The organism is Cobetia sp. L2A1 (assembly GCF_009796845.1).
Lineage (GTDB): Bacteria > Pseudomonadota > Gammaproteobacteria > Pseudomonadales > Halomonadaceae > Cobetia.
Genome location: NZ_CP047025.1, coordinates 2,302,276 through 2,315,811, shown reverse-complemented (window position 1 = coordinate 2,315,811; position 13,536 = coordinate 2,302,276). Strand labels below are relative to the sequence as shown.

Below are 13,536 nucleotides of genomic sequence, written 5' to 3'. Positions count from 1 at the left end.
GGCCGTCAGCTGCTCAAGCTTGTGCTGGCGAGCGCCCGCCGACGTTTGCTGAGGCGAGTGCCTGTGATGTTCTCAAGCTCTTCCAGGGTCTTGCCCTTGGTTTCCGGTACATAGCGCAACACCACCAGCAGGCTCATCAGCGTCAGCACGGCATAGAGCCAGAAGCTGAAACCGCTGCCAAACAGGTGGTTGAGCCAGTCACTCTCGCGCAGCATCGGGAAGGTCTGCGTGACAATGAAACCCGCGAACCATTGGCCAGCCACGGCCAGCGCCATGGCGCGTCCACGAATCGCGTTGGGAAAGATTTCCGACAACAGTGTCCAGCAGACACAGCCCCAGGAAATGGCGAAGGACACCACGTAGACGATCAGCGCGAACAGCGCGCCATAGCCCACCGCATCTCGCCCGATGATGATGCCCAATGCACACATGCCGATCATGCTGCCGATACTGCCGGCAATCAGCAGTGGGCGACGCCCGACCTTGTCGATCAACAACATCCCCAGCAGGTTGCCGCCCACGAAGGTGACACCCATGATCGAGGTCTGCAGCAGGGCATCCTCACTGCTGGCGGTCACCGAGGACAATACGTCCGGGGCGTAGTACATGACGACATTGATACCGGTCAGTTGCTGGGCACTGGCGAGGAAGACGCCGAGTATCACCAGCCCCAGCAGGCCGCGCTCACGCAGACTGATGAGATTGTTCCGCGAGGAGTCACGATAGGAGGTGATGATGCTGTTGAGTGTCTGGTCCAGGTCTTCGGCAGGAGTGAAGCGGCTCAGTATGCTGCGGGCTTGCTCGGGATGACCTCTCAGCACCAGCCAGCGTGGCGATTCCGGAATGAAGAACAGCAATGCGCCGAACAGCAAGGCGGGCAGGGCTTCGGACCCGAGCATCCAGCGCCAGCCATGATCGATCATCCAGTGTTCGGCCATGCCCTTGGCGATGAAGTAGTTCACGAAGAACACCACCATCTGTCCGAAGACGATTGACTGCTGGAACAGGCTGACGGTACGTCCTCGCAGATGGCTGGGGGACATTTCAGAGATGTACATCGGCGCGACCACACTGGCCAGCCCCACCGCCATCCCGCCGATGATGCGCCACAGGGTGTAATAGTGGAAATCAGTCGCCGTGGCAGAGCCGATGGCGGAGAGCAGGAACAAGATGGCGGCAATCAGGAAGGCCTTGCGTCGGCCGAATCGGATGGAGATCCAACCGGCGCTGATGGCCCCTGCGATACAGCCGATGACGACGGAGGACACCGCCCAGCCTTTTTCCGCGGGTGTCAGTTGGAAATATTCAGCGATGGGGCCGATGGCTCCGGAGATGACGCCGGTGTCATAACCGAAGAGCAGTCCGCCCAGAGTGGCGATCAGCGTGATACGTATCAGATAGCTGAGTTGCTGACGTGACAGGGAATGTCCGGCCCTGTCGGGCGAGAGCTTGGCAGTCATGGGAAATCTCCAGCGTTGGGACGTGAAGGCGTCCCGCGCAGATGGCAACAGGCAGACGGGTGGGTTGGCGTGACTCGCTGCCCGCGATGTTGTTATGCCCATGCAGGTGATGAGGTATCACTCCATGGAGGTGAGGCGCCTGAAGGCTCAGGCAGGTACGTCGAGCGCGAAATGCTGGCGAAGCGCCGAGACACTGCGTGACAACTGATCTTCCAGTGTTGTCAGATAATCGCCCGTCTTGACCGGCGTGAAGGGGTCAGGACCCATGGCCGGTGCCTCGACGATGATCGGGCCGTCATAGTGCATGGCACTCAGCTGGGTGAATTGATCCGCCAGCTGACTATGCCCCTGACCGATACCGCCGCGATTGGAGTCGGCGACGTGATAAAGCCCCAGGTGATCGCCAGTCTCGGCCAGTGCGCGCACGGGGTCAGGCTCTTCGATATTCATGTGGTAGGCATCCAGCAATACCTTGAGCTGGGGAGAACCGATGTCCTGGATGAGCCTGCGACACTGGGCTGCAGTGTTGATGAGGTGGGATTCGTAGCGATTGAGAACTTCGAAGACGAGCGGCACCTCGCGACTTGCTGCATGGTCACACAGTGGAGTGAGCACTTCGACGAGGTGGCGGTATTCGCTGTCTTGATCACTGCCATCTGCGGGACGGATTCGCCCCACGAGTCCGTGCAGTGAGACTCGCGCGCCGCCGAGCGCCTGGGCAAAGTCGATCAGCTGTCGATAGTAGGTCTCGGCAGCCTCGCGATCCGACGCGTCGGGGGAGGCGGGATCGCAATCTCCCGGCGTGAGTGAGAACACTTCCAGCCTATGGGTCTGGCAAAGGGCGCGGATCATGTCTGGTGTGAAGGCGTCGAGATCGCCATGCAGTTCCACCCCGTCAAATCCCAGGCGTGCTGCCCGCGCGAAGATATCCTCGATCGGCAGCGGGCCGAAGGTCCAGGTACAGACACCCACTTTCATGTTGTGCGTCATGACGTGCCTCCATGGCGGTCATGTGCCTTGCCGGTCTGGCAAGGCGCGATGAAAAGCGGTCGGGCATGACGCTGTCATGCCCGACCCTGAGAGTGGTGGATCAGAGTGTCGGCATGGTGAAGTGGCTGGCTTCACTGCGCAGACCGTCAGGCCAGCGGGTGGTGACGGCTTTCATGCGGGTATAGAAGCGCACGCCATCCGGGCCATGCATGTGAAGCGGGCCAAAGAGAGAGCGCTTCCAGCCGCCAAAGCTGTGGAATGCCATCGGTACAGGGATCGGCACGTTCACGCCGACCATTCCGACCTGAATGCGAGTGGTGTATTGACGGGCAGCATCACCGTCGCGAGTGAAGATGGCCGTGCCATTGCCATATTCGTGGGCATTGATGAGCGCGATCGCCTCATCGAGTGACTCCTGACGAACCAGACACAGGACCGGCCCGAAGATTTCCTCGGCATAGATGCGCATGTCTGGGCGGACATGATCAAACAGGGTCGCGCCCACGAAATAGCCGTTCTCGTGTCCGGGAACCGTGATGTCACGGCCATCCACGACCAGCTCCGCACCTTGTGCGACACCGCTGTCGATGAACTCGATGACCTTGTCAGCATGTACGCGGGAGATCAGTGGCCCCATGTCATTTTCCTGGCCTTCGACCTCACCCGGACCCACCCGCAGAGTGGCCATGCGCTCGAGGATCTTGTCGCGTAGTCGCTCTGCGGTCTGCTCACCGATCGGGACTGCCACCGAGATGGCCATGCAGCGCTCACCAGCACTGCCGTACGCCGCGCCCATCAGGGCATCCGCCGCCTGATCCAGATCGGCATCCGGCATCACGACCATGTGATTCTTCGCCCCCCCCAGGGCCTGGACTCGCTTGCCGTGTGCCGAGGCAGTGGAATAGATGTACTCGGCGATCGGGGTGGAGCCGACAAATGACACGGCTTCGACACGCTCATCGGTCAGCAGGACATCGACGGCTTCCTTGTCACCGTTGACGACGTTGAACACGCCCGGCGGCAGGCCGGCTTCCGTCAGCAGTTCCGCCATGCGCAGCGGGGCAGAGGGATCTTTCTCGGACGGCTTCATGATGAAGGTATTCCCGGTGGCCAGGGCGATGGGGAACATCCACATCGGCACCATGGCCGGGAAATTGAAGGGAGCGATGCCCGCACACACCCCCAGCGGTTGCATCAGAGAGTGGCTGTCCACCCCGGTGCCCACGTTCAGCGAGTGCTCGCCTTTCTGCAGGTGGGGCATGCCGCAGGCGAATTCTACGACTTCCATGCCGCGAGTCACCTCGCCAAGCGCATCCGAATGCACCTTGCCGTGCTCGCGGGAGATCAGCGTGGCGAGTTCGTCGCTGTGCTTTTCCAGCAGCGCCTTGAAACGGAACAGGATGCGTGAGCGCTTGAGCGCCGAGGTATTCGACCAGCCAGGGAAGGCGGCGCTGGCGGCCGCGATGGCACTGCGAGTTTCCTCGGCGCTGGCCAGCGCGACACTGGCGGACTGCTCACCGGTCGCAGGATTGAAGACCGCCGCATTGCGACCACTGTCGCCGGGTTGGATCTGACCGTTGATGAAGTGATGTAACTGTTGCATGAGGCATCCTTTGCGTCTTGTTCAGGAGGTGTGGCGATGTCTGAAAAGGGTGAAATCAGTTGATGAGGCCTGCGTCCCGGGCAAGCCGGGAGAGGTTTTGGTAGCCCAGAGTGGCGTAGGTCAGCGGGTCGGCAACGGAGGGATCCTGCTCGGCCTCCACGACCAGCCAGCGCTCTGTATCCTTGCCGTAGCCTTTGCGTGCCAGTACGGCGAACAGCGCGGCGAAGTCGATCCCGCCATCCCCCGGCACGGTGAACACGCCATCGAGTACGGCATCCAGAAAGGATTTGTCACGGTTGATGGCGTTATCCATGACGGCGAGACGAATGTCCTTGCAGTGCACATGGGTGATGCGGTCCGCGTGGCGCTCGGCGATGGTGACGGGGTCTCCACCGGCATAGGTCAGGTGGCCGGCGTCCAGCAGCAGTCGTACCTGTGTGGTGGAGGCCATCAACCGTTCAATGTCGGCCTGGCTCTCGATGACGGTACCCATATGGTGGTGATAGGCCATCTCCACGCCCTGGTCTGCCATGTGGCGTGCCACGGCATCCAGCCCGGTGGTCAGTCGTTGCCAATCGGCATCGTTCATGACCGGGCGCCGCGAGACAGGCATGTCCTGGTCACCGTGCACGCAGCGACTGACCTCGCAGTACACCATGACTGTCGCGCCGCAGGCTTTCAGTAGCTGAAGGTGGTCATCCAGCGCGGCAATTTCCTCGTCAATGCTGCGTTCCAGCAGGCGGCTGGAATACCAGCCGGAAACGAGAGCCAGCTCATGCGCGCCGAGTGCGCGAGACAGGGCCTGCGCCTCGCGCGGGAACTTGTTGCCCAGCTCGAAACCGGCAAAACCTGCCTGGCGGCCTTCGCCGAGACAGACTTCCAGCGGTGTGTCGGCACCGAGGCTTGGCAGGTCGTCGTTGGTCCAGGTCAGCGGGTTGATGCCCAGGCGAATGCTCATGGCGGTATCCTTCTTCGAGATATTGAGAGTGCAGGGAGGCACGGTGGCCTCCAACGGCATGGCGTAGCTTCAGGGCCGGAGAGACTGGCTGTTTGTTGTCCCCCGACCCTGTGAGTGTCTTAGTGAGCTTGTTGCTGTTTTTGCGTCAAATAGCCCTGGTAGGCGTCACGGACCTCAGTACGTTCGCTGACCTCGGGAATGGCGACCTCCCACCAGTGCCCGCCTTCTTGGGTGGAGGGCAATGGATCAGTGTCCAGTGCGATGACGTAGGTTGTCGCTGAGGCCCGAGCACGCTCGAGCGCGGCGTCCAGTTCGCCAATCCCCGTGACCTGTTCGGCCTGACAGCCCAGTGCACGAGCGTGCGCCGCAAAGTCCACCTTGGGGGCGCCTTCCGGAACGGTGCGGCAGTCCTTGAGCAGGTTGTTGAAGCCGGCGCCGCCGGTGGCATGTTGCAGGCGATTGATGCAGCCGTAGCCTCGGTTATCGAGTACGACGACGGTCAATTTGTGGCCCAGCATCACTGAGGTGGCCAGCTCGGAATTCAGCATCAGGTAACTACCGTCTCCTACTACGACGGTCACATCACACGATGGGTGAGCCATCTTGACGCCCATCCCGCCGGCCAGTTCATAGCCCATGCATGAGAACCCGTACTCGACGTGATAACTGCCGGGGACAGTGGCTGCCCATAGCTTGTGAAGCTCACCAGGCAAGCCACCGGCGGCACAGACCACGGTGGTATCTTCAGTCGCTTGACGATTCACGGCCCCGAGCACCTGGGCATCGGTTGGCAGCGAGAGCCCCTGATCAGCCATCACGCTCTCGCGGACCGCTTCCCATTCCTGCTTGAGCCCGGATTGGCGTTGCACCCAGCTGTCTGGCGCGGCCCAGTCACCCAGCCCTGCCGTCAAGGCCTCAAGTCCCCGCAGGGCATCGCACTGCAGTTGCCGTGCGCCATGCTTGACGGCATCGAAGCGACCGACATTGAGGTTGATGAGTGTCTGGCCGGCGGCTTCAAAGAGCGTGCGAGAGCCGCTGGTGAAATCCTGAAGCCGTGATCCGATGGCCATGATGACGTCGGCTTCACGTGCCAGCTGGTTGGCGCTGGCCGCGCCGGTGACACCGATTGCGCCCATGTTGCGAGCGTGGTCCCAGGGCAGGGCACCCTTGCCTGCCTGTGTCTCGACCACTGGAATGCCGTGTTGCTGGGCAAAGGTGGCGAGGGCCTCGCACGACTCGCTGTAATGCACGCCACCCCCGGCAATCAGCAGTGGCCGCTTGGCTGTGCGCAGTGTGTCCAGGGCTGCCACCAGCTCTTCCTGAGCGACGGGAGCGCGACGGATGTGATGCACCCGACGGGTGAAGAAGTCTTCCGGCCATTCGAAGGCAAGCGTCTGGACATCCTGTGGCAGACACAGGGTGGCAGGGCCACAATCCACGGGGTCCAGCAGCGTGGCCAGCGCCTGAGGCAGGCTGGTCAGCAACTGTTCCGGTCGCGTGATGCGGTCGAAGAAGCGTGATACGGGACGGAAGCAGTCATTGACGCTCAGGCCCGGGTCATTGAAGTGCTCGACCTGTTGGAGCACCGGGTCCGGTGCGCGGCTGGCGAAGGTATCGCCGGGCAGGAACAGCACCGGTAACCGATTGACATGAGCAAGCCCGGCAGACGTCACCATGTTGGTGGCACCAGGCCCGATGGACGAGGTACACGCCATGATGCGACGGCGATTGTTGGCCTTGGCGTAGGCAATGGCCGCATTGGCCATGCCTTGTTCGTTGTGGGCGCGATAGGTGGGAAAATCATCGCCCGCGGCGTGCAAGGCCTCGCCGAGACCCGCCACGTTGCCGTGGCCGAAGATGGCGAAGCAGCCACCGAACAAGGGGACTTCCTGTCCACATTGTTCGATGTATTGCCGGCTCAGGTAGCGCACCAGTGCCTGGGCGACGGTCAGACGCACGGTATCCGGCGCCGCCGCCGAGTGGAAAACGGGGCTCATTGCAGGACTCCTTCTGCGAGCGGTGTGGCAGGACTGACATCCGCTGCGCCGCAATGGGCATCACGCAGCTGCTGCCAATGGGTGATCAAGTCGAGATAGTTGTCAGCGGCCTGACGAATCAGGGTCGCATCGTCAATGCTGCCTGACAGCCAGGCCTGGCTGGGGGCAGTGAACAAGGTGCGCCCGACGGTGAACCCCTTGCAGATCGGGAAACGCGCTGCCTGCTCGAAACCGCGTTTGACCTCTTCGATCGGCGCATCAAGCCCCAGCAGCACGACACCATGACACCAGGCGTCGCGAGCGCTGATGATTCGGCTGACGCGTTCCCAACCTTGCGTCGTCAGAGCGGGCAGTTTCCACCAGTCCGGGCGAATGCCGAGGTTGTAGAGACGCTCCAGGCTACGTGGGACGGTGGTCTCATCGCAGGCGGGTGCGTCTGCCTGACGTGGCGGGATGACTTCGATGAGCAACTCATGCCCCGACATGCAGCAGGCGTCATACAGCTGGCGCAGGCGGGCTTCCTGATCGAGGCGCAGCGTGGCCTCATCGTCCGGGTGATAGAACACGAGGCACTTCACGATGTGGTGGCGCGGCCAGCGTCGCAACTGGCTACCGATGTCATCACCATGCTGGAAGCGCAAAGGCCGTGAGCTGGGGAGCTCGACCGGACGGCCTACCCACCAGTCCAGTGCTGCCGTGTCATTGAGCGCATCCTGTCCCAGGACATCATCACAGAGAATGGCAGGGCGCTGGATACCGGCCTGTTGCGCCGCGCTGCGGGTGGCCTCTACCAGTAGCTGCTTGAGGCGTGGCAGGCGCTCGGGGTCGCCTTCGACATCGCGTGCCATGTCTAGGAATTGACGACGGTGATCGAATGCCAGCCCCAGCACGCTCTCCCAGTGCGCTACCCGACGAGTGGTGACGCGATGCAGGTGGGTCAGATGATCATCAAGGTCCGGGCGTGGCACGGACTCGCGGCGGCTCAGATAATCGAACAGTTCCGCTTCCGTGGGCATGGCAGGTGCACATCCATGGCGAGACACGACCAATGCGCCACACGCGTTGGCGTAATGGCCGCAAGTGTCCCAGCTTTCATCGCGAAGATAGCCACGCAGGAAGCCACTCATGAAGGCATCACCGGCGCCAAGCACGTTCATGACCTCGACCTTGACACCCTCGACCAGAATGCCGTCTTCCAGATGTTGTGGGATGTCGCCCTCGAAGATGACGCAGCCGCGTGCCCCTATCTTGCACACGAGCACGGCATCGCTGTGACGGCGAACCTCGCGCAGCGCGTCCAGCGTGTCGGTGCTGTTGCCCGCGATATGAAACTCTTCTTCCGTGCCGACGATCAGGTCGAAGTCACCCAGCCAACGGGCCATGTGCTGACTGACACTCTCGTCTGCGACGAAGCGCGTCTCGCCATCCCCGATGCTGGTCAGCCCCCAGAGTACGGGGCGATAGTCGATATCCAGCACGCGCTTCACGCCGGCCTCGCGTGCGGCATCCAGTGCCTTGCGGGCGGCACGTTGGGTGCGGGGAGTGGAAAGGTGGGTGCCGGTGATCGCCAGGGCGCGGGCTCGAGCGATGAACGCCGGGTCGACATCATCTTCATCAATGGCCATGTCGGCACAGTCGTTGCGCACGAAGAGCAGCGGGAACTGGTCCTTGTCCTTGATGCCCAGAAGCACCAGTCCGGTCAGACGCTCGGGGTCACGTTTGAGATGGCTGACATCGCAGCCGACCGAGGCGAGTTCCTCGCGCAGGAATTCGCCCATCTGCTCATTGCCGACGCGACCCAGCATCGAGGAGTTGAGTCCGAGGCGTGCCGTGCCATACGCCATGTTGCCGGAGCTGCCGCCCAGATATTTCTTGAAGCTGGTGGCGTCTTCGAGGCGCGCACCGATCTGTTCGGCATAGAGGTCGACGGCGACGCGGCCGAGGCAGATGACATCCAGGTCAGGTGAGTGAGGTGAGTGGCGCGTCATTGGCATGTCCCTTGATATAGGCCGGTGATGACCGGCATTGACAGTAATCGGTGCACGTCGAGGCGTTGGAGCAGCCTCGACGTCTCTGCTGCAGCGTGACCGGCGCGATGGTGCCGTGTCAGGCCACCGTGGCGGCGTCCATCCGCTGGAATTCCGCCAGTTCCGCATCCAGGCTGGCCATTTCCTCGCCGCCGGCCATCATGTTGAGCACTTCCTCACGCGTGATGTCTTCCTTGCGCCAGCTACCCAGAGAGGTACCGCGTTTGAGCAGGGTGAACGCATCGCCGATGGGATAGGCATGATGAACGTTGTGCGTGATGAAGATGACCCCGAGCCCTCGATTGCGAGCCTGTGCGATATAGCGCAGCACCTTGGACGCCTGCTTGACCCCCAGTGCCGAGGTCGGCTCGTCAAGAATGAGCACCTTGGCACCGAAGTAGACGGCCCGTGCGATCGCCACGCACTGACGCTCACCACCGGACAGGGTACCCACCGGCTGGGACGGATCGCGGACATCGATCCCGATCTTGGCCATTTCCTCCCGCGCGACACGGTCAGCGAATGCCCAGTCGACACGTTTGAAGAGGCCGACCCCCTTGGTGGGCTCACGTCCCATGAAGAAGTTGCGGGTGATCGACATCAGGGGAATCATCGCCAGATCCTGAAAGACCGTCGCGATGCCGGCATCAAGCGCCTGACCTGGTGTCGTGAAGTTGGCAGGGGTGCCCTCGAGCAGCAGCTCACCGTGGGTCGGGGCATGTACCCCTGACAGGGTCTTGATGAGGGTGGACTTGCCGGCGCCATTGTCGCCCAGCAGGCACATGACTTCGCCTGCGTACACTTTCAGCGAAATGTCGGAGAGAGCGACCACATTGCCGAAGTGCTTGTCGACGGCCTGCATCTCGATCAATGGCGTGCGAGTGTCAGCGGCTTTCGGGGTGTTACCTCTGGCGCGATCGGCGGCGGTCGTGGTCTGTTCCGGCGCCTGTTGCAGGTTGGCATTGGCAGTCATCACTTGGCCTCCAGGGCTTTCTTGCGCACGTAGTTGTTGAACAGCACCGCGATCAGGAGCATGGCGCCGAGAAAGACCTTGAACCAGTCAGTGTTGACCCCGGTGTAGAAGATGCCCATCTGGACCGTGCCGAAGATAAGCGCACCGAAGACGGCCCCTACGGCAGACCCATAGCCTCCGGTAAGCAGAGCACCGCCGATGACCACGGCAATGATGGCTTCCAGTTCCTTGAGCAGTCCGCGCGTCGTGTCAGCTGACCCCGTATCCATCACCTGCAGGCAGGCAAAGATGGTGGCGGCGACAGCCGTGAAGATGAACAGCACGATCTTGACCTTCATGACCGGGACGCCGACGTTGCGAGCGGCATTCACGTCGCCGCCACACGCGAAGATCCAGTTGCCGAATCGCGTGTAGAGCAGCAGCCAGGTCGCGGCGATGGCCAGCACGATCCACCAGACGATGGAGATAGGTACTCCCGTGACGCTAGGGTTGCCCGCGAAGTTGGTCGCGATCCAGCCCTGCGCCGCCATCCAGCTGAAGAGTCCGGTGAATACCTCGCCGGAGAAGAGCGGGGCCAGCCAATCGTGATCCGCCAGTTCCTGAATGCCCCCGACTTGAGTGCGGCCGGTCGTCCAGCGCGTCAGGCCAATGGCCAGGCCACGAAGAATGAACAGGAACCCCAGGGTCACGATGAAGGAGGGCAGGCCGGTGCGCATCACCAGATAGCCGTTGATCCAGCCGATCAGCACGGCGCTGGCAAAGGCGAAGGTGATGGCCAACCAGAGTGGCCAACCGTATTGCACGGCAGGGATGGCGATCAGGATGCCGGCAAAGCCGATCATGGAGCCAAGGGAAAGATCGAACTCCCCTCCGATCATCAGCAATGACGCCGCGATGGCCAGGATCCCCAGCTGAGCGGAGACCTCCAGAAAGTTGAGTATGCCTGCCAGGCTGAACATCCCGGTCCCTGAGGCCGCGGCAGAGAAGAAGGCAAATACCAGGATAGTGCCGGCAATGGCACCGAATTCGGGGCGTTTCAGTGCGGCTTTCAAGGGGTGAACGCGACGGAGGCGCTCGTCATCCGTCTCTGAAACAGCGCTCATGGCGTGATCGGTCATGATGTTCTCTCCTGGCGCCTCCTCGAGGAAGGCGCCATCTCACGGAAATGAAAGTGTTGCCAGATGGGAGAGCTCAGCGAATGCCTTGCTCTGACAGCTCGATGACCTGACCGGCATTCTCGGCGGTGACAAATCCGGGCCCTGTGGCGACATCGCCAGCCGGCATCAGACCGTTAAGGTGGTACTGATGCATGAAGACCACCGGCAGATAGCCCTGCAGGTACTGTTGCTGATCAATGGCAAAGTTCATTTCCCCGGCCTGGACGGCCGCGAGAATATCGGGAGAGAGATCGAAGGTGCCCAGCTGGAATTTCTGGGTGGCACCGGCTTCCTGCATGGCCTTGAGCATGGGTTCAGAGCTGAGGGGCCCCAGAGCCAGAATCGAGTCGATCTCGCTGTGTTGATTGAGATATGCCACCAGGGAATTCTTTATCTCGGTCGGATCGGTACTGGTCGCCAGTTCGTCTGCACTGCCGTCAAACCCCTCGATGAAGCCTGCACAGCGGGCATCCAGCCCCACGTTGCCCTGTTCCTGGTTGATGCACAGGCCGTGCTTGGCACCACTGTCCATCATGCGCTCAGCCGCAGCACGCCCAGCCTCATACTCGCTCTGTCCGATATGCAGGCGAGCACCGACGTCCTTGGATTTGTCGCCACCGGAATTGATGGTGATGACAGGGATCTTCTGGTCCACCGCATTCTTGATGCCCTTGCCCAGTGCATCGGCATCGGTCAATGAAATGATCAGGCCATCGGGCTGAGAGGCCACTGCGGCATCCAGCAATTGCGCCATCTTGGCCATGTCAAAGGTGGAGGGAGCGCGATACTCGACCTTGACCCCAAGCGCCTGGGCAGCATCATCCGTACCGCGTTTGACGATGGACCAGAAAGGGTCGGAGTTCTGTCCATGGGTGATCATGACATAGCGCTCGGAGTCCGCTGCCCACACGGCATTGGCGGCTGAGGCTGCCAGCAGAGCCGTGACGATGCCGGCGGTGATGCGACGAAAGCGGGACGTTTCGTGGCGGGGCTTTCCGGTACGGGGATGGACTGGAACTGGATGAGCGTGTGAATTGGCGTGGTTCATCGATGACTCCTGACGTCTCTGATTATTGTCGTTGTCAGTACGGGCTGCCGGATTGGCGTCTCGGCATCCCGTTTCAGTGCCTCTATGGGCGCAAGCAGAATCATTTCATTGTGTGAGGTGGTGTGCCGTCACGGTGGTGCCTGTCACTCAGCGGGTGCCCTGACACAAGGCAGGAACATGGCGTTCCGTTTTGATCCGCTTATGGAATGTAGATTCCAGAATTGGGGAATGCAACAGGAATATTCGATTTATTTTTGTATTGGAATTTTCATTCCATATGCCTACACTGCCAATCATTGCTCACTCGAGGTACGGCCGCTCCGACGCCGAATTGGCAGGTGAGCCGCGACAGGAGTTCCCATGGCTGAGATAACCCCCTTGCAGACGACTGCACGCCAGATTGAGTCATTCGAGTCCCTCGAAGCTCATATCAGCCAGCAATACCCGTCCCTATCGCGCCGGTTGCAACAAAGTGCTCGATTTCTACTGGAGCATCCTCAAGAGGTGGCCTTCGGAACTGTGGCAGGGCTTGCCGAAAAAGCGGATGTCACGCCTTCGACACTGATACGTTTTGCCAACGCGTTGGGATTTTCAGGCTTTTCAGAGATGCAGAAGCTGTTTCGGGCTCGCCTGGTCGAAGCGGAGCCCAGTTATAGTGAGCGCATCAGGGTCGCCCGCGAGGTGACCGGCGAGAGTCCTGGCGCTCACGAGCTGTTGAGAAGTTTCTCGGCTGCCAATCAGCAAGCACTTGGCGAACTGCCAGGACGTATCGCGCCCAAGGATATCGAGCGAGCTCTCGATCTGCTGGAAGCCGCGGAGGCTGTTCACCTTCTGGGAGCACGGCGAAGTTTCGTCGTCTCAAGCTACCTGGCCTACTCATTGCGGCATATCGCCAAACGCGCCTTCCTGATGGATGGCATGGGGGCGATGTATCGCGAGCAGGCAGAAGCGATCTCCCGCCAGGACTGTCTGCTGGTCACCAGCTTCGCGCCCTACGCAGAAGAGGTGCAGTCTGCCGTCCATGTGGCGCGTGAGCGCGGTACCCCCACGATACTCATTACCGACTCTTCCCTGAGCCCGCTGACTCACCATGCAGATGTCGTGTTGGTGGTGAACGAAGCGGAAGTGCAAGGCTTCCGAGGCCTGACGTCCACGCTATGCCTGGCCCAGGCACTTGCCATCGGACTGGGCGTTCGCCAGCAGGGCAGCGGGGAAGTGCAGGGGACCACACCGCACGACATCTCATTGCAGGAAGAGGGCGCTGCCAACCTTCGAGGCTGAAGTACGGCAAAGGCGAGCACTACAGGAGGTAGTGCTTGCCGA

General features: G+C 61.4%; 10 protein-coding genes. 1 reads left to right on the top strand and 9 read right to left on the bottom strand.

Annotation, left to right across the window (positions count from 1 at the left end; genetic code table 11):
* Nucleotides 1-5 precede the first annotated feature (5 nt).
* From GQR90_RS09950 to GQR90_RS09910, 9 genes are all read right to left on the bottom strand, one after another.
* Nucleotides 6-1,460 (bottom strand): sugar porter family MFS transporter, encoded by a 1,455-nt coding sequence (locus tag GQR90_RS09950; protein WP_158773967.1) that lies wholly within the window; start codon nt 1,458-1,460, stop codon nt 6-8.
* Nucleotides 1,461-1,607: 147 nt separating this feature from the next.
* The gene (locus GQR90_RS09945) at nt 1,608-2,450 is read right to left on the bottom strand and encodes a sugar phosphate isomerase/epimerase family protein (protein ID WP_199269399.1); all 843 of its coding nucleotides are present in this window, start codon (nt 2,448-2,450) and stop codon (nt 1,608-1,610) included.
* A gap of 100 nt (nt 2,451-2,550) precedes the next feature.
* Nucleotides 2,551-4,053, bottom strand: coding sequence for a CoA-acylating methylmalonate-semialdehyde dehydrogenase (locus GQR90_RS09940; RefSeq protein WP_088743396.1), 1,503 nt, complete (start codon nt 4,051-4,053; stop codon nt 2,551-2,553).
* A 55-nt stretch (nt 4,054-4,108) separates the two neighbouring features.
* A complete protein-coding gene (gene iolE, locus GQR90_RS09935) occupies nt 4,109-5,011 on the bottom strand; it encodes a myo-inosose-2 dehydratase (RefSeq protein ID WP_158773966.1) in 903 nt (300 codons plus the stop codon).
* Between the two features lie 119 nt (nt 5,012-5,130).
* The gene (gene iolD, locus GQR90_RS09930; RefSeq protein ID WP_158773965.1) at nt 5,131-7,008 is read right to left on the bottom strand and encodes a 3D-(3,5/4)-trihydroxycyclohexane-1,2-dione acylhydrolase (decyclizing); all 1,878 of its coding nucleotides are present in this window, start codon (nt 7,006-7,008) and stop codon (nt 5,131-5,133) included.
* Nucleotides 7,005-8,996: a bifunctional 5-dehydro-2-deoxygluconokinase/5-dehydro-2-deoxyphosphogluconate aldolase gene (locus GQR90_RS09925; protein ID WP_158773964.1), complete on the bottom strand. Its 1,992-nt coding sequence runs from the start codon at nt 8,994-8,996 to the stop codon at nt 7,005-7,007. Before GQR90_RS09925 ends, iolD begins: the two co-directional genes overlap by 4 nt.
* A gap of 118 nt (nt 8,997-9,114) precedes the next feature.
* Nucleotides 9,115-9,897 (bottom strand): ATP-binding cassette domain-containing protein, encoded by a 783-nt coding sequence (locus GQR90_RS09920; RefSeq protein WP_084209753.1) that lies wholly within the window; start codon nt 9,895-9,897, stop codon nt 9,115-9,117.
* 110 nt (nt 9,898-10,007) lie between these two features.
* Nucleotides 10,008-11,126, bottom strand: a complete 1,119-nt coding sequence (locus GQR90_RS09915; protein ID WP_176426449.1) for an ABC transporter permease — start codon at nt 11,124-11,126, stop codon at nt 10,008-10,010.
* A 73-nt stretch (nt 11,127-11,199) separates the two neighbouring features.
* Complete coding sequence (locus GQR90_RS09910) at nt 11,200-12,213, bottom strand: sugar ABC transporter substrate-binding protein (RefSeq protein WP_158773963.1); 1,014 nt, start codon at nt 12,211-12,213, stop codon at nt 11,200-11,202.
* Between the two features lie 360 nt (nt 12,214-12,573).
* On the opposite strand from GQR90_RS09910, the gene GQR90_RS09905 reads away from it, so the two are divergent.
* Complete coding sequence (locus GQR90_RS09905; RefSeq protein ID WP_158773962.1) at nt 12,574-13,494, top strand: MurR/RpiR family transcriptional regulator; 921 nt, start codon at nt 12,574-12,576, stop codon at nt 13,492-13,494.
* Nucleotides 13,495-13,536: the final 42 nt, after the last annotated feature.

Excerpts from the sequence above, each read along its gene's own strand:
- iolD (WP_158773965.1), bottom strand. The coding sequence starts at position 7,008 with ATGAGCCCCGTTTTCCACTCGGCGGCGGCGCCGGATACCGTGCGTCTG.
- GQR90_RS09940 (WP_088743396.1), bottom strand. The coding sequence starts at position 4,053 with ATGCAACAGTTACATCACTTCATCAACGGTCAGATCCAACCCGGCGAC.
- GQR90_RS09945 (WP_199269399.1), bottom strand. The coding sequence starts at position 2,450 with ATGACGCACAACATGAAAGTGGGTGTCTGTACCTGGACCTTCGGCCCG.
- GQR90_RS09920 (WP_084209753.1), bottom strand. The coding sequence starts at position 9,897 with ATGCAGGCCGTCGACAAGCACTTCGGCAATGTGGTCGCTCTCTCCGAC.
- iolE (WP_158773966.1), bottom strand. The coding sequence starts at position 5,011 with ATGAGCATTCGCCTGGGCATCAACCCGCTGACCTGGACCAACGACGAC.
- GQR90_RS09915 (WP_176426449.1), bottom strand. The coding sequence starts at position 11,126 with ATGACCGATCACGCCATGAGCGCTGTTTCAGAGACGGATGACGAGCGC.
- GQR90_RS09925 (WP_158773964.1), bottom strand. The coding sequence starts at position 8,996 with ATGACGCGCCACTCACCTCACTCACCTGACCTGGATGTCATCTGCCTC.
- GQR90_RS09950 (WP_158773967.1), bottom strand. The coding sequence starts at position 1,460 with ATGACTGCCAAGCTCTCGCCCGACAGGGCCGGACATTCCCTGTCACGT.
- GQR90_RS09910 (WP_158773963.1), bottom strand. The coding sequence starts at position 12,213 with ATGAACCACGCCAATTCACACGCTCATCCAGTTCCAGTCCATCCCCGT.
- GQR90_RS09905 (WP_158773962.1), top strand. The coding sequence starts at position 12,574 with ATGGCTGAGATAACCCCCTTGCAGACGACTGCACGCCAGATTGAGTCA.